The following is a 14,764-nucleotide window of genomic DNA, read 5'->3' as shown; positions in this document are numbered from 1 at the left end:
GCTCCGCCGCCTGACCGGTCGGGTCAGAGGCGGGCGAGGCGGGTGCGGGCGCCGAGGAAGAGGCCGTAGGCGATGAGACCGATGCCGATCGCCACGAGGAGGACGACGCCGAAGGGCAGGTCGGTGAGGGACTTGAGGGCGCCGTCGAGTCCGGCGGCCTTCTCGGGGTCGTAGGTGACTGCCGCCACCACGAAGAGCACACCGACGACCGCGAACGCGACGCCCTGGGCGATGTACCCGACCACGCCGAGCACCGTGACGGCGCGGCCGGCGGCGCCCGCCGGCGTGTGGATCAGCTTGCGGAAGGTGCGGCGGATGCCGATCGAGACGAATCCCACCCCGAACCCGAACACGGCGAGCCCCACCGCGATCAGGAGGAAGACCCCGCCGGGGGTGGCGAGCAGCCGGGCGCTCGCCGTCTGGCTCGAGTCGGACGAGTTGCTGGTGCCGCCGAGGGCGAACACGAGCGCCGTGCCGCCGAGCACGAAGTAGACGACGGCCTTCGCCGCTTCGGTGACGCGCTTGCCCCACCGCTTCTTCGCATCCGCCCCGGGCGCGAGGATGACCTGCGCCACCTCCCAGAGGCCGAGCGCTAACAGCCCGACCACGGCGATCCAGAGCACGACCAACCCGCCCGGAGTGCCGGCGACGCCCTTCAGCGCGCCGCTCTGATCGGCCTCGCCGCCCTGGCCGTCGTGGAAGGCGATGCCGATGGCGATGCCGCCGATCAGGATGTGCAGCAGCCCGTTCATGGCGTACCCCGTGCGGGCCAGGATGTGGAAGGCACGGCTCTCGCTGACGTCACGGACGGCGCTTTTCGGGGTCGCGGTCATCTCCCCAGCGTGGCACTGCTCGGCGGGAAGCGGATCCGGCACGGTGCCGCCCCGTAGAATCGGGGGCAAATGAGCACTCCTTCTTCGCATCCGTTCTCCACCGCCGCAGGCCCCGACGTGCGCGTGCGGTTCTGCCCGAGCCCCACCGGCACGCCGCACGTCGGCCTCGTGCGCACCGCGTTGTTCAACTGGGCGTACGCGCGCCACACCGGCGGCAAGCTGATCTTCCGCATCGAAGACACGGATGCGAACCGCGACTCCGAAGAGAGCTACGAGCAGATCATCGACGCGCTCACCTGGCTGGGCCTCAACTGGGACGAGGGAGTGAACGTCGGGGGCCCGCACGCGCCCTACCGGCAGTCTGAGCGCTACGACATCTACCGTGACGTCATCGCGAAGCTGCTCGAGTCGGGGCACGTCTACGAGAGCTTCTCGAACGCCGAGGAGATCGACGCCCGCAACGAGGCCGCGGGCCGCGCCAAGCAGCTCGGCTACGACAACTACGACCGCGACCTCACCGACGAGCAGAAGGCGGCGTTCCGGGCCGAGGGCCGCGAGCCGGCGCTGCGCCTCCGGGTGCCCGACACCGACCTCTCGTTCGACGACCTCGTACGCGGGGAGATCACCTTCCCGGCGGGTTCGTTCACCGACTTCGTGATCGTGCGGCCGAACGGGCATCCGCTCTACACCCTCGTGAACCCGGTCGACGACGCGCTGATGGGCATCACCCACGTGCTGCGCGGCGAAGACCTGCTCTCATCCACGCCGCGGCAGATCGCGCTCTACCACGCCCTGATCGACATCGGCGTGACGACCTTCGTGCCGCGTTTCGGGCACCTGCCCTACGTGATGGGCGAGGGCAACAAGAAGCTCTCCAAGCGCGACCCCGAGTCGAACCTGTTCCACCACCGCGACCGCGGGTTCATCCCCGAGGGGCTCGTGAACTACCTCGCGCTCCTCGGCTGGTCGCTGGCGCCCGACCGTGACGTGTTCTCGCTCGACGAGATGGTGGCGGCGTTCGACGTGGTCGACGTGCTGCCGAACCCGGCCCGCTTCGACCTGAAGAAGGCCGAGTCGATCGACGGCGACCACATCCGCCTGCTCGAGGTCGGCGACTTCGCCGAGCGGCTGGTGCCCTACCTCGAGGCCGCGGGTGTCGTGTCCGCGCCGCTGACGGAGGAGCAGCGCGACATCCTCGCGCGGGTCGCACCGCTCGTGCAGACCCGGATGGCGCTGCTCGGTGAGGCCCCGGAGCTCGTCGGCTCCTTCTTCACCACCGCGGCCGAGCTCGACTACGCGGAGGATGCGCTGGCGAGCCTCCCCGAGAACGCCGGCGTCGTGCTCGCGGCCGCCATCAACTCGCTCGGCGAGGTGCCGGTGTCGGAGTGGACGACGGAGGCGATCCAGACCGCGTTGGCCGGCGCGCTCATCGAGGGTCTGGCGCTGAAGCCCCGGGTGGCCTACGGTCCCCTGCGGGTGGCCGTGTCGGGCCGGCGCATCTCGCCGCCGTTGTTCGAGTCGATGGAGATCCTCGGCAAGGAGGAGACCATCGCCCGCCTGCTGAAGCTGGCCGAGGCCCGCTAGGCAGGTCAGCCGGCCGAGCCGTCCTCGAGCTGCGGCGGACAGGTGCCTGACGCGTCGGCCGCGAGCTCGAAGTGCCAGGGCTCGTTGGCGTAGATCTGGCAGAGGCCGAACTCGCCGCCGAAGCGGTTCAGCCAGTCCATGGCGTCGGCGGTGGCGAGGTCGACGGCCTCACCCTGCACGTGCTTGGACTCCGTGGGCGATTTCACCCATTTCGCCGCCTGGTCCGCGCTGCCGTACTGGGCGACCGCCTGGTCGAACAGGTACTGCTGGTAGCGGGCGCTCCGCCACCCGTCGACCAGGGTGAACTGGGCGTCGCGCCCCGCGGCCGCTGCCGCGTCTGCGGAAGCCTGAAGCGCCTCCCGCAGTGCGGGGTCGAGGTTCGCGACGGCCGGGACGTCGTCGCTCAGTGCGACGCGCTCTCCGGCGGCGATGTACCCGTCGTCGGGGCCGAGGTCACCGAGCTCGGCGGCGGCGTCGCTCACGTCGCCGCCGTGGTCCGCGGCCCCGTTCGCTGGTTGCGCGGGAACAGCCTGATGCGCACCGGCGGCGAGGCCGGAGCATCCGCTCAGGGCGAGAAAGAGAGTTGCGCTGGTGAGTGCGAGGGAGAGACGGTGAAACTGCACGGGAGATCCTTTCGATTCGGATCCAGCCTCGCCGCCCCTGCTCGCCGGCGAATCCGGCGCAGGAACCGATCTCCTCCGCCCGAGGTGCCTGCCGCCCGGCACCTTCCGCCGGTGGCCCGGCGTACCGGCGGTCAGACGAGGTCGTACTCGTAGGCGAAGACCACGATCTGCACGCGGTCGCGGAGCGCGAGCTTGCGCAGGATCGACCCCACGTGCGTCTTGACGGTCGATTCGCTGGTGAACAGCGCCTTCGCGACCTCCGCGTTGGAGGCGCCGCGCGCCACCGCGTCGAACACCTCGCGCTCCTTCTCGGTGAGTGAGGTGAACGCCTCCGGCGCCTCCGCCCGAGCCGAGAACTGCCCGCTCAGCAGGGTCGCCAGACTCTGCGGTGCAAGCACCGCATTGCCGGCGTGCACCGTGCGGATCGCGTCGATCAGCATGGCCGGCGTCGTGTCCTTCAGGATGAACCCGCTCGCGCCGTGGCGGATGGCCGTAGCCGCCCGGTCGTCGAGATCGAAGGTGGTGAGCACGAGTACCCGCACGGGTCGCTCCCGTGCCCGGGCACGGTCGGGCGCGAAGATCTGGCGGGTCGCCTCGACGCCGTCGAGTTCGGGCATCCGGATGTCCATCAGCACCACGTCGGGCGACAACGCGTCGACGAGTTGCACGGCCTCAGCGCCGTCGCCGGCCGCGCCCACCACCGCCAAGCCGGGCTGCGCGTCGATGATGACGCGCATGCCCTCGCGGAAGAGGTCCTGGTCGTCGACGAGGAGAACCCGGATGCCCGCGCTCTCGCTCACCGCCCCGCCACCTCGAGCGAACGCCCCGCGCGCACCGGGAGCGTCGCCGTGATGGTGAAGGCCGGCGAACCCGCGGTGCGCTCGTGCACCTCGAGGGTGCCGCCCACCGACTCGAGCCGCCGCCGCATCCCTGCGATGCCGCTGCCCACCGTCGTGGGCGCCACTGCGCCATCAGCGCCACCAGCTTCATCCGCCTCATCGGGCTGCGGGGTGTCCGTCGAGGGTTCTGCATGGTTCGTGACCGTGAGGCTCAACCGTTCGTCCCAGTGTCGGGTCACCGCGATCGCGCCGTCGCGGCGCCCGTGCTTCAGGGCATTGGTCAGCATCTCCTGCAGCACCCGGAACGCCACCGCCGACAGCTCGGGAGGCAACGGCCGCGCGGTGCCGAGGTCGGTGACGATGATCTCCGCCCCGCTCGTGCGGGTGGCGTCGATCAGCGTGTCGAGGTCGGTGCGGCGCGACGGATCGCCGTCGGGCGCGGCGAGCACGCTCCGCACCTCCTGCAACGAGGTGCGCGCCGACTCGGCGATGGTCGCCATGGTGCGCTTCAGCGCTTCGGGGTCGGCGTCGTCGAGGAACTGCGCCGACTCCGCCTGCGCCAGGATCACGGTGAGGGAGTGCCCGACCACGTCGTGCACGTCGCGGGCGAGCCGGGCCTGACCGTCGCGGAGCGCGGCGATCTCGGCCATCCGCATCCGCTCGAACTGGGCGCTGACCGCCTCGGCCTCGGCCTCCGATCGCGATTCCTGCGAGGTGCGCGCCGCATCCCAGTAGCGGGCGGCCAGTCCGGCCGCCCAGGGCAGTGCGAGCACGCCGGCGATCATCGGCAGCACCACGATGGGCCACGGCAGACCACTGTCGACGATCGGAACGATCAGGTTGCGGGTGACCCGGGTCGACCACAGTCCGCCGGCGAGCACGCCGATGTAGCTGAGCGCGAAGAGGGCGGCGATCGGGATCGACAGGCCACTGGCCCAGAGCAGCGGCCGCGACCCCCATCGGGCGAGCCCGAACGCCACCGCCACCACCGCGAGCTCGACGAGCATGAGGTCGGTCACGGTGAGCGCCTGCAGCACGAGCAGCGCCCAGAGGATGCCGAACGACCACCACCCCTCGCGCCGCACCAGGGTGACCGCGGCGGCCGTGCCGACCACGATCAGGGCGGTGCCGAGGCTGCCACCGTAGCCGGAGTAGGCGCTGGTGAAGGCTTCCCAGAGGCCGAGCAGCAGCACGGCGCCGCCGGCGGCGAGGTCGGGCGCCCAGGCGCGCACGGTCGGGGAGATCATGGCGTTCATTATCGCCCGCTCGTCTGGAGGCGCAGGTGTCCTCCGCGTGTCGCCAGGGCGGCGTCGACGAGCAGGTCGAGCAACGCGCTGTAGCCGATACCGGCGGCCGCGAACATCCGCGGCACCTGAGAGTGCTCGGTGAACCCGGGGGTCGTGTTGACCTCGTTGAGCACGAGCCCCACCTCGGTGAGGAAGAAGTCGATGCGCGCGACGCCCGAGCAGTCCAGCGCGTCGTACATGCGCACGGCCGCCGCCTCGAGTTCCTCGCGCTCCTCCCGGGTGAGCGTCGCCGGCACCCGGAAGTCGGCAGCGCCGCCGTACTTCGCCCGCTGGTCGAAGACGCCGTCGGTCACGATCTCGAGCGGCGGCGACACCAGGAGCGAGCCGGATGCCCGCCGCAGCACGGCCACGTCGATCTCGCGGCCGAGCATCCGCTCCTCCACCAGCACGTGATCGTCGACCCCCAGCGCGGCGTCGATCGCGGCCGGCAGCGCCGCGGCGTCGGCGACGAGACCGACCCCGACGCTGGAGCCCGCCGAGACCGGCTTCACCACCACCGGGCCGCGGAAGCGGTAGGCGTGCGCGGTGCCTCGGTCGAGCAGCACGCCCGGAGCGGTCGGGATGCCGGCGGCGCCGGCGAGCAGCTTCGTCATCCGCTTGTCGATACCGATCGCGCCGGCGCCGATGCCCGATCCGACGTACGGCGTGCCGACGAGTTCGCAGAGCGCCGCGAGGGCACCGTCCTCGCCGAGCCGGCCGTGCACCATCGGGAACACGAGGTCGACCGAACGCAACAGGTCGATGGCGCGGGGCAGGCCGATCTCCTGGCCCGCGGCGCCCGTCAGAGGCCCCGCTCCCGCCTCGCACCAGCGCCCCTCGGGGTCGATCGTGAGAGCCGTGACCGAGTACCGCTCGGGGTCGAGACCGGCGGCGACGGCGGCCGCCGACGCCAGGGACACCTCGTGCTCGGGGCTGCGGCCGCCGCCGATCACGGCCACGCGGAGGGCGCTCACGCGAGCGCCTCCGCCGAGCCGGCCCGCCGCGCCCCGCCGACCGTGCGGCGCCGCACCCGGGCGCCGACCCGCGTCACGATCTCATGCGGGATGGTGCCCGCCCACTCGGCCCAGTCGGCGACCGTCGGTTCGCCCCGGTCGCCCGGGCCGAACACGGTGACGCTCTCGCCCGGCTCCGCTCCGCAGTCGCCGAGGTCGATGACCGCCTGGTCCATCGACATCCGCCCGACCACCGGATGCCGCCGCCCGCGCACGAGCACCTCGGCCCGGGGGCTCGCGGCGCGGGGAAGGCCGTCGGCGTAGCCCAGCCCGATCAGCCCGAGGTGGGTCGATCGGGGTGCCGACCAGTCGTAGCCGTACCCGACCGAGGTGCCCGCCGGCACCCGGCGCACGAGCAGCAGGGGTGCGGTGAGCGTCATGGCCGGGCGCAGCCGTGCCGTGCCCGAGAGATCGATGCCCACGAGACCGGCCCCGACGCGGCAGTCCGTGTGGTGCGTGCCGGGCAGGGTGAGCGTCGCGGCCGTGGCGGCGAGATGGCGGATGCGCGGTGCAAGCCCGGAGAGCCGGGCCACGTCGAGCGCCCAGTCGAACAGCGCCTGCCCGAGTCGGTTGCTCGGCGCAGCCGGCTCGTCGCCATGACTGAGGTGGCCCATCAGCCCGACCACCCGGATGCTGCCGTCGAGTTCGGCGCGCCGCGCCGCCTGGCAGAGTTCGATCCAGCGGGCGGGGTCGGCGCCGTCGCGCGCCATACCGGTGTCGAGGTGCAGGTGCACCCGGGCGACGCCCGGCGCGGCGGCGATCGAGTGGAGGTGCTGGATGCTCGGCACGGCCAGGTCGACGCCCGCCGCGATCGCGTCGCCGAACCGCTCGTCCGCCGGCCCGTTCAGCCAGCTGAGTACCGGGGCGGACACCCCGGCACGCCGCAGCGCGAGCGCCTCGTCGATCGAGGTGACACCGAGACTACGCGCTCCGCCGGCCAGCGCGACCTCGGCCACGTCGATCGCGCCGTGCCCGTACCCGTCGGCCTTGACCACCGCCATCAGTCCGCCTGCGACTCGCGCACCGAAGAACCGGGTGTTCTCGGCGACCGCGTCGAGATCGACGGTGAGCAGCGGGCTGGTCGAGACCGGAGCGGCTCGCGTCGCGGGTGGGGAGGGCTGGGTGAGCGTCGTCATACCGGTACGGTACGAATGCTGCGGGTGCCGGTACATCCGCCGCTGGTACAGCACGCCTCCGCCGCTGGTGCCGCCCCACGGCGGGCGACGGGATCCGGCCGCTACGCGATGCGGATGAGCTTCTTGTTCACGAACTCCTCCAGGGCGAAGCGGCCCATCTCGCGGCCCGAGCCCGAGCGCTTCACACCGCCGAAGGGCAGCTCGGCGGCGTCGCCCAGCACGAGGTTCACCCACACCATGCCGGCGTCGATGGCGTCGGCCACCCGCAGCGCCTGGGCCTCGTCGGTGGTGTAGACGTAGGAGCCGAGACCGAACGGGGTGTCGTTCGCGAGCTTCACGGCCTCCTCCTCCGACGACACGCGGTAGAGCGCGGCCACCGGGCCGAAGAACTCCTCGCGGTAGGCGTCCATCTCGGGCGTGACGTCGGCGAGAACGGTCGGGGCGAAGAAGTTGCCCTCGCGCGCACCCTCGGCGAGTACCGTCGCACCCTGCGCCTTCGCGCGGTCGACCTGCTCGCCGAGCCTGGCGGCCGCGGCCGCCGACGACAGCGGGCCGAGCTCGGTGCCGGGCGCCGTGGGGTCGGCGGGTTGCACGGCCGTGAACACCTCGGTGAACTTCGCCGCGAACTCGTCGTAGAGTCCGTCGAGCACGATGAAGCGCTTGGCAGCGTTGCACGACTGGCCGTTGTTGTCGAGCCGGGCGTTCACCGCATCCTGCACCGCCGCATCCAGGTCGGCCGTGGAGAGCAGGATGAACGGGTCGGAACCGCCCATCTCGAGCACCACTTTCTTGAGGTGCCGGCCGGCGAGCTCGGCGACGGCAGCACCGGCGCGCTCGGAGCCGGTCACCGAGACGCCCTGCACGCGGGGGTCGGCGATGACCGTCGCGATCTGCTCGTTCGTGGCGTAGATGTTCACGTAGACACCGGTCGGTGCGCCGACGGATGCCGCAGCCTCCGCGAAGATGGCCGCCACCGCGGCCGCCGACTCCGGGCACTGCGGCGCGTGCTTCAGGAGGATGGTGTTGCCCGCCACCACGTTCGGCCCGGCGAAGCGCGCGACCTGGTAGTAGGGGAAGTTCCACGGCATGATGCCGAGCAGCACGCCGAGACCGGCGCGACGGATGAACGCCGAACCGGTGCCGTCGGAGAGCTCGATCGGCTCATCGGCCAAGAACTCGGCGCCGTTGTCGACGTAGTACTGGTAGATGGCGGCCGCGAAGTCGACCTCGCCGAGCGCCTGCTCGAGCGGCTTGCCCATCTCGCGCACCACGATCGCGGCGAGTTCCTCCCGCCGCTCGGTGTGGAGCTCGGCCACCCGGGCGATCAGCGCGGCGCGCTCGGCCACACCCACCCGCCGCGACCACGTCTCGAAGGCGTCCGACGCGGCGGCGATCGCCGCCTCGAGCTCGCCGTCGGTGATCGTCGGGTACTCGCGGATGGTCTCGCCGGTGGCGGGGTCGATGACCGCGTAGTCGCTCATGTCTGCTCCTTGACTGCTCGGGAGATGCTGCGGGGTGGAGGTATGGTATCGCGCCCGATCAGGCTTCGCCGCGCATCCGGCGCAGCCACGACCGGCGCCCGTCGAGGAACGGCTCGATGTCGACGACCCGCCGCAGCGCGACGTCTTCGAACGGCACGTCGCGGGCCACGACCGCGAGCGTGCGCCCGCCGAGCGTGGTCGCCGCCCACCACACCGCGCCCCGCACCCACACCTCGAACGGCTCGGGCCGGTCGTCGACCAGCAGGTCGACGATGCGGTCGGGCAGGTGCTCGGTGGGGCTCACCGGGCGGTACCACGAGCTGGTGCGCGCCTGCAGCGCATTCTCGCGGCGGCGCAACCGTTCGACGATCGCGCGGCTGTCGCCCGTGCGCCAGTGCACGTGCACGTCGAACGGGTCGGCGACCGCGGACTCGTGCGCGGCCAGCGTCGCAGCCCCCTCCCCGGCGGCGCGGTTGCCGGCCTCGGCGAGGCGCTCCTCGAGGTCGGCAAGCGTCGCCGCGTCGGGTGAACCGGATGCGACCGCCACCTCGTCGGCCCGTGGGCTCGGCGGGATGACCGCGGGCATCGCCCGGGCATAGGAGAGCACGCGGGTCAGCCCGCCGAAATCCCATTCGGTCACCATCGAGAAACCGGGCCAGCGCACCAGCCCGAACGCGTTCGTGGGGGCGAAGGTGGCGCGCAGCTTCGCATCCGTCTCCTCGACATGGGTCCAGAACTCGTCTGGAGTCAGCTGGCGACCGAACTGCATGTGTCCAGCCTGCCAGGATGTGGGGCTAGGGTCGAGCGCATGGCGCCCACGGATCTGTTCAACATGCAGGGCACGATCGAAGGGGCCGGCGCCTGGGGGCTGCTCATCGTCTGCGCCGTCGTGTTCGCCGAGACCGGGCTGCTCATCGGGTTCTTCCTGCCGGGCGACACCCTGCTGTTCTTCACCGGGCTGCTCACCTACACCGGCGCCATCCCGTTCCCCATTGCGGTGGTGGTGCTGTGCGTGTTCGCCGCCGCGTTCCTCGGCGACCAGCTCGGCTACGTCATCGGCCGCCGGGCCGGGCCGGCGATCTTCGAACGGCGGGAATCGGGTGTCTTCAGCCGCAAGAACGTCGACCGCACGCAGTCGTTCTTCGACCGCTTCGGCGGCTGGGCGGTCACCATCGCCCGGTTCGTCGGGGTGGTGCGCACCTTCGCGCCGGTCGCCGCCGGAGTCGGCAAGATGAACTACCTCCACTTCGCCGGCTTCAACGCGCTCGGCGCCGCGATCTGGTCGGCCGCCGTGATCGGGCTGGGCTACGCGCTCGGCTCGATTCCGGAGGTGGCGGCGATCGTCGAGCGGTACATGGAGTGGGTGCTGATCGGCATCGTCGTGGTCACGGTCGGCTCAGCGGTGGTCGCCTACCTCCGGCAGCGGGTGCGCGCGCGTCGCTCGGGCGGGGCAGCCCGCACCGACGGCGGTGCGAGCGAAACCGGCGCCGAACCGTCGTCAGAGTAGCCGCAGCTTCTTCACCAGCGCGTCGACGGTGGCGCGCGGCCCCACGATGCTGAGCGCGCACGCCTGGAGGTCGGCCGGCTCGGTGCCGGCGAGGGTGCTGAGGTACTCGTCGTACACCCGGGTGGTCTGCGCGCTCAGCGGCATGTCCGCCAGCCATACCCCCTCGGCCGTCACCGCCTTGGCGCGCACGTTCGCGAGCCGTTCGGCGGTGGCACCGAGCACCGTGCAGCCGGCCCAGGGGAGTCCCGGGTGCATCCGGCCGCTCGCATCCGCGCCATCAGGCCCCAGCAGCCCGCCGATCGCGACCCCGGTGGCCGAGGCCACACACGCCACCGCGTTCACCATGCGCCCGGGCGGCAACGCCGTGTCGACCACCACGACCCACTTCAGCCGCGCCGCTCGGGTCGACTCGCCGGTCTCGATCTCCTCGGCGGCGAAGGCGGGCGGGTTGGGCTGCTCTATGCTCACGGTCTCTCCTCGTTCGCTGTCCGCCGAAAAGACTAAGCACTCATTCGAACCGATTACAATCGGACCGTATGAAGTACGGCAACGGAGAGTGAAGGCCGATGCTCGACGAACTTGATACGGCGATCCTGCGCGAATTGCAGGCGGATGCACGGCGCACCAATCGCGACATCGCAGCCGCCGTCGGGGTCGCCCCCACCACGGCGCTCGACCGTACCCGGGGGCTGCGCGAGCGCGGGGTGATCCGCGGCGCACGCCTCGATGTCGACCTGCCGGCGATCGGGCGGCCGGTGCAGGCACTGATCGCGGTGCGCATCCGGCCGCCCTCGCGGCGCAACATCGAGGCGTTCCGCAACTGGGTGAGCGCCCTGCCCGACACGCTCGGCGTGTTCGTGACCTCGGGCTCGGAGGACTTCCTCATCCACGTCGCCGTGGCCGACAACGACAGTCTCTACGCGTTCGTGATCGACCGGCTGACCGAGCGGCCCGAGGTGGCCGACGTGCGCACCTCGGTGGTCTACGAGCACCTGCGGAACGACCGCATCCAACCGGTCAGCGCGCGCTGAGCTCGGGGTAGAGCGCGTCGACCGGGCCGGAGAGCCCTGCGCGCACGGCCCTGGTGTCGTCGTCGGCCAGCACCTCGAGCTCGCCTCGGGCGAGTCCGTCGAGCGCGGCCCGCACGACGTCGACGGGATCGTTCATCGTGCTCTGGTCGAGCGCGACCGTGAGCGGGGTCTTCGTGTAGGTGAGGTACAGCCCCATCACGTGGGTGCCCTGTGCCGCGAGCTCGAGCCGGAACGAGTTGGTCGCCGACCAGAGTGCCGCCTTCGCGGCCGAGTAGGCGCCGCTGCGGGCGTTCCACGACATGATCGAGCAGACATCCACCAGCGCGCCCCCGCCGTTTCGCGCGAGGACCGGAGCGAACTCCTGCACGACATCGACGGCGCCGAAGAAGTTCACGTCGAAGATGCGCCGCACGATGCTCATGTCCTGCACCGAGAGCGGTTCGCGCACCGTGATGCCGGCGTTGTTGATCACGAGGTCGACGTCGCCGGCCGCAGCGGCGGCCCGGGCGATCGACGCGCGGTCGGTCACGTCGACCTCGAGGGGGACGATGCGCGGATCGGCGCTCGGCGCCGCGGTGAGGTCGGCGGCGTAGACGCGCCGCGCTCCGCGCTCGAGCAGCTGCCGGGCGAACTCGCCGCCCAGGCCGCCGTTGCCGCCGGTGATGAACGCGGTGCCGCCCTCGAGCTGCGGCGTCATCGTGCGACCGCCGCCAGATCGGGCTCCATCACGAGCAAGACCTTGTTCGCCGGCGCCGTGCCGTCGGCGATGCCGTGGAAGGCGGCGGCGCCGTCGGCCAGCGGCTCGGTGCGGTCGATCAGTGCGTCGAGCTCGGGCTGGCCCGCGCTCACCCACTCGGCGGTGCTGCGGAAGTGCTCGACCGAGTAGCAGTAGCTCCCGATCAACGTGCGCTCGCCCGTACTGATGCCGTAGGGCGCGATCGGCAGTTCCACCGAGCCCATGCCCACCAGCACCACCCGAGCGCCGCGCACGGAGTGGGTGAACGCGTCGGCGACGCTGGAGCGCACGCCCACCGCGTCGACGACGAGGGTGGCGGGGGCGCCCAATGTGCCGGCGACCGCGGTGATGAGGCTGTCGGGCGCCGTGACGGCGAAGCCGAGCGAGGCCAGCAGGTCGCGGCGCACGGCCTCGGGTTCGCTGATGAGCACCGAGCGGATGCCCGCGCGTCGCGCCGCCAGCGCGACCGCCTGGCCGATGGGCCCGCCGCCGATCACGAGCAGCCGGTCCTCCGGCCGGGGCAGGCCGCGCATGAGCGCGTGGTAGCCCACGGCGAGCGGCTCGACCAGGGCGCCGTGCAGCAGCGGGATGTCAGGAGAGATGGGGACCACGTTGGCAACCGGCAGCGCGATCAGTTCGGCGAAACTGCCGTCGAGCGCGGGATCGACGCCGATCACGCGCTGGAGCTCGCACTGCTGGGTCTGCCCGCTCAGGCAGGCTTCGCACTCCCCGCACGAGGTGATGGGGTTGAAGGTGACCGGTGTGCCGATCTCGAAGCCCCGCACATCCGCACCGACCTGCACGACATGGCCCACGCTCTCGTGGCCCATCACCTGACCGACGTGCCGCCGGTCGGTCTCGCCGCTGTAGCCGTGGACGTCCGACCCGCAGATGCCCGTGGCCACGATGGCGATCACCACCTCGTCGGCGGCCGGGACCGGGTCGGGCCGGGTCTCGAGTTCGAGCCGCCAGGGGCCCTGGAATCCGAGTGCGAGCACGGACCCCTCCTTTCTCTTGGTGCGGGCTACGTGCCCGGGTGGCCAGGCGGTGCCGTGGCCACGATGCCGCCCGGGAAGCGGTCGAAGTTCGCCGGGTCGTAGAGCGGCAGGATGATGTCGGCACTCGTGCGCACCCGCTCGTATGCCCGGAGGCATTCGTAGATGTTCTCGCTGATGCCGAGCGGAACGTCGTCGGTGACGTTCGAGAGGTGGAAGTAGGTGTCGGAGGCGGCGACGACGCCGTCGGCGGTGTCGATCTCGACCACGACCGATGCGCGGTGGTGGCCACCCGACCACCAGGTGCGGAGCCCGGGAGCGATCTCGTCCTCGTCCTTCAGCAGCCGCACCCGCGGCCACGCGGTGGTGACGAGCTCGACCAGGATGTCGTCCGGGATGCTCGTCGCCCGGTTGTCGTGCGGATGCTCGTGCGTGGTGTGGAAGTGCACCCAGCCGCGCTCGGCCAGGCAGATCTGGGCGTTCGGGAACGCGAGCACGTTGCTCACCGTGTAGAGCTGCAACGGCGTGAGGATGACGTGGGTGACCTCGTCGGGGCGCACGCCCTGCCGCGCGAGCTGCTCGAGCACGAACTGCCCGTCGTCGCGCTGCATCCGGGCCTGCTCGCCGAGGAAGGAGGCCCACTGGTCGTTCATCGACGTGAGGTCTTCGGCCGGGCCGGTGTTGACGAGGGCGACGACGCCCTCGCCGCGGATCAGCACCGCCTGGAAGACGAGCGGGAACCACTCGCCGAAGTTGTTCATCCAGGTCAGTTCGGGGCCCGGGATGAGCGCGGTGCCGAGGTTCAGGGTGGTGACCGAGTAGACGCTCATCGCGCGTCACCGTCCTCCGCGGAGCGGGTGTCGATGACGGTCAGCTCGCCGCGCACCTGCCGCATGTGCAGCAGCATGGCGGCGGATGCGCTCGGCGCGTCCTGTGCCCGCACGCCGTCGATGATCTGGCGATGCCACATCACCGCCCGGTCGATGGCGCCGGGCACCGCGGAGGCCGCGGCGCGCGTGCGATGTCCGAGCCCCGTGATGGAGGCGTGCATCGACACCAGGATCGCGTTGTCGGTCGCCCTGGCAAGCGCGTCGTGGAAGGCGATGTCGAGCTCGGCGTGCCGCTCGGGGGAGTCCTTCACCGCCTCGAGCTGGTCGTTGATCGACTCCATCTCGGCGAGCGCCTCGGGGGTGGCCCGCTGGGCGGCGACCGCCGCGAGCTGCGGCTCGAGCACCTCCCGGGCTTCTTGGAGAAGGGCGAAGAACTCCTCGCCGCTGTTCACCGCGAGGAACTCCTGATCGAGCACGTGCCACTGGTAGCGCGGCGCGACCGCGGCCACGCTGCCCTGGCGCACGATGATGAAGCCTTTGGCATCGAGCGCCTGCAGGGCCTCGCGCACCACGCTGCGCCCGACGCCGTAGCTCTCGCACAGCGTCGACTCCGGCGGCAGCGACGATCCCGGCGCGATCTCACCGCTGCCGATCATGCGGAGGTAGTCGCTGACGATCGCGTTACTCAGTCGTTCGCGGGCCACGCTGCCCCCTCTCTTCCGTGCGGCGGACGTGTTCTCGGTTCTGGTCATGCTCCGATTGTCATGTACCTCGACCGAAGTTAGCCACAGTTCAGACAAGTGTCAAGCAATCGGCTTGAAATGAGCTAATCTGGGGCCCAATAACGGAAACATATATGAGAGGTTTGCA

Annotated in this window: 16 protein-coding genes; 3 read left to right on the top strand and 13 right to left on the bottom strand. The window is 71.4% G+C overall.

The window, feature by feature from the left end; translation table 11 throughout:
• Positions 1–23 precede the first annotated feature (23 nt).
• Entirely contained in the window at positions 24–833 is an 810-nt protein-coding gene (locus AC3WLB_RS01050) for a DUF1206 domain-containing protein (RefSeq protein ID WP_492502514.1), read from the bottom strand.
• 69 nt (positions 834–902) lie between these two features.
• On the opposite strand from AC3WLB_RS01050, the gene gltX reads away from it, so the two are divergent.
• A complete protein-coding gene (gltX, locus tag AC3WLB_RS01045) occupies positions 903–2,417 on the top strand; it encodes a glutamate--tRNA ligase (protein WP_492502513.1) in 1,515 nt (504 codons plus the stop codon).
• 5 nt (positions 2,418–2,422) lie between these two features.
• Here gltX and AC3WLB_RS01040 read toward each other — a convergent pair whose 3' ends face one another.
• The 7 genes from AC3WLB_RS01040 to AC3WLB_RS01010 form a co-directional block, all read right to left on the bottom strand.
• The gene (locus AC3WLB_RS01040) at positions 2,423–3,040 is read right to left on the bottom strand and encodes a D-alanyl-D-alanine carboxypeptidase family protein (protein WP_492502512.1); all 618 of its coding nucleotides are present in this window, start codon (positions 3,038–3,040) and stop codon (positions 2,423–2,425) included.
• Positions 3,041–3,171: 131 nt separating this feature from the next.
• Complete coding sequence (locus AC3WLB_RS01035; protein WP_492502511.1) at positions 3,172–3,840, bottom strand: response regulator; 669 nt, start codon at positions 3,838–3,840, stop codon at positions 3,172–3,174.
• Complete coding sequence (locus AC3WLB_RS01030) at positions 3,837–5,126, bottom strand: sensor histidine kinase (RefSeq protein ID WP_492502510.1); 1,290 nt, start codon at positions 5,124–5,126, stop codon at positions 3,837–3,839. The genes AC3WLB_RS01035 and AC3WLB_RS01030 overlap by 4 nt, the downstream gene beginning before the upstream one ends.
• An 8-nt stretch (positions 5,127–5,134) precedes the next feature.
• A complete protein-coding gene (locus tag AC3WLB_RS01025; protein WP_492502509.1) occupies positions 5,135–6,139 on the bottom strand; it encodes a D-alanine--D-alanine ligase family protein in 1,005 nt (334 codons plus the stop codon).
• Positions 6,136–7,314 (bottom strand): alanine racemase, encoded by a 1,179-nt coding sequence (gene alr, locus AC3WLB_RS01020; RefSeq protein WP_492502508.1) that lies wholly within the window; start codon positions 7,312–7,314, stop codon positions 6,136–6,138. Before alr ends, AC3WLB_RS01025 begins: the two co-directional genes overlap by 4 nt.
• A 101-nt stretch (positions 7,315–7,415) precedes the next feature.
• The gene (locus AC3WLB_RS01015) at positions 7,416–8,795 is read right to left on the bottom strand and encodes an NAD-dependent succinate-semialdehyde dehydrogenase (RefSeq protein WP_492502507.1); all 1,380 of its coding nucleotides are present in this window, start codon (positions 8,793–8,795) and stop codon (positions 7,416–7,418) included.
• 58 nt (positions 8,796–8,853) lie between these two features.
• Positions 8,854–9,564, bottom strand: coding sequence for a hypothetical protein (locus AC3WLB_RS01010; RefSeq protein ID WP_022897118.1), 711 nt, complete (start codon positions 9,562–9,564; stop codon positions 8,854–8,856).
• Positions 9,565–9,603: 39 nt separating this feature from the next.
• On the opposite strand from AC3WLB_RS01010, the gene AC3WLB_RS01005 reads away from it, so the two are divergent.
• Complete coding sequence (locus AC3WLB_RS01005; RefSeq protein ID WP_492502506.1) at positions 9,604–10,302, top strand: DedA family protein; 699 nt, start codon at positions 9,604–9,606, stop codon at positions 10,300–10,302.
• On the opposite strand, the gene AC3WLB_RS01000 is transcribed toward AC3WLB_RS01005, so the two are convergent.
• Positions 10,294–10,770 (bottom strand): DUF2000 family protein, encoded by a 477-nt coding sequence (locus tag AC3WLB_RS01000; protein WP_022897116.1) that lies wholly within the window; start codon positions 10,768–10,770, stop codon positions 10,294–10,296. The two genes, AC3WLB_RS01005 and AC3WLB_RS01000, sit on opposite strands and share 9 nt — an antisense overlap.
• Positions 10,771–10,868: 98 nt before the next feature.
• On the opposite strand from AC3WLB_RS01000, the gene AC3WLB_RS00995 reads away from it, so the two are divergent.
• The gene (locus AC3WLB_RS00995) at positions 10,869–11,333 is read left to right on the top strand and encodes an Lrp/AsnC family transcriptional regulator (protein WP_022897115.1); all 465 of its coding nucleotides are present in this window, start codon (positions 10,869–10,871) and stop codon (positions 11,331–11,333) included.
• On the opposite strand, the gene AC3WLB_RS00990 is transcribed toward AC3WLB_RS00995, so the two are convergent.
• From AC3WLB_RS00990 to AC3WLB_RS00975, 4 genes are read right to left on the bottom strand one after another with little or no spacing between them, the layout of a single operon-like run.
• On the bottom strand, positions 11,320–12,030 hold the full coding sequence (locus tag AC3WLB_RS00990; protein WP_492502505.1) for an SDR family oxidoreductase: 711 nt from the start codon (positions 12,028–12,030) through the stop codon (positions 11,320–11,322). The genes AC3WLB_RS00995 and AC3WLB_RS00990 overlap by 14 nt on opposite strands.
• Positions 12,027–13,067 (bottom strand): zinc-dependent alcohol dehydrogenase, encoded by a 1,041-nt coding sequence (locus tag AC3WLB_RS00985; RefSeq protein ID WP_492502504.1) that lies wholly within the window; start codon positions 13,065–13,067, stop codon positions 12,027–12,029. Before AC3WLB_RS00985 ends, AC3WLB_RS00990 begins: the two co-directional genes overlap by 4 nt.
• A 26-nt stretch (positions 13,068–13,093) precedes the next feature.
• Complete coding sequence (locus AC3WLB_RS00980) at positions 13,094–13,894, bottom strand: MBL fold metallo-hydrolase (RefSeq protein ID WP_492502503.1); 801 nt, start codon at positions 13,892–13,894, stop codon at positions 13,094–13,096.
• Positions 13,891–14,646, bottom strand: a complete 756-nt coding sequence (locus tag AC3WLB_RS00975) for a FadR/GntR family transcriptional regulator (protein ID WP_492502502.1) — start codon at positions 14,644–14,646, stop codon at positions 13,891–13,893. The genes AC3WLB_RS00980 and AC3WLB_RS00975 overlap by 4 nt, the downstream gene beginning before the upstream one ends.
• Positions 14,647–14,764: the final 118 nt, after the last annotated feature.

Source organism: Herbiconiux sp. FW305-C-125 (assembly GCF_058783455.1).
This window is presented reverse-complemented; position numbering and strand designations above follow the sequence as displayed.

Coding starts and splice junctions, on each gene's coding strand:
- AC3WLB_RS01050 (WP_492502514.1), bottom strand. CDS start 833: ATGACCGCGACCCCGAAAAGCGCCGTCCGTGACGTCAGCGAGAGCCGT.
- gltX (WP_492502513.1), top strand. CDS start 903: ATGAGCACTCCTTCTTCGCATCCGTTCTCCACCGCCGCAGGCCCCGAC.
- AC3WLB_RS01030 (WP_492502510.1), bottom strand. CDS start 5,126: ATGATCTCCCCGACCGTGCGCGCCTGGGCGCCCGACCTCGCCGCCGGC.
- alr (WP_492502508.1), bottom strand. CDS start 7,314: ATGACGACGCTCACCCAGCCCTCCCCACCCGCGACGCGAGCCGCTCCG.
- AC3WLB_RS01015 (WP_492502507.1), bottom strand. CDS start 8,795: ATGAGCGACTACGCGGTCATCGACCCCGCCACCGGCGAGACCATCCGC.
- AC3WLB_RS01010 (WP_022897118.1), bottom strand. CDS start 9,564: ATGCAGTTCGGTCGCCAGCTGACTCCAGACGAGTTCTGGACCCATGTC.
- AC3WLB_RS01005 (WP_492502506.1), top strand. CDS start 9,604: ATGGCGCCCACGGATCTGTTCAACATGCAGGGCACGATCGAAGGGGCC.
- AC3WLB_RS00995 (WP_022897115.1), top strand. CDS start 10,869: ATGCTCGACGAACTTGATACGGCGATCCTGCGCGAATTGCAGGCGGAT.
- AC3WLB_RS00990 (WP_492502505.1), bottom strand. CDS start 12,030: ATGACGCCGCAGCTCGAGGGCGGCACCGCGTTCATCACCGGCGGCAAC.
- AC3WLB_RS00980 (WP_492502503.1), bottom strand. CDS start 13,894: ATGAGCGTCTACTCGGTCACCACCCTGAACCTCGGCACCGCGCTCATC.
- AC3WLB_RS00975 (WP_492502502.1), bottom strand. CDS start 14,646: ATGACCAGAACCGAGAACACGTCCGCCGCACGGAAGAGAGGGGGCAGC.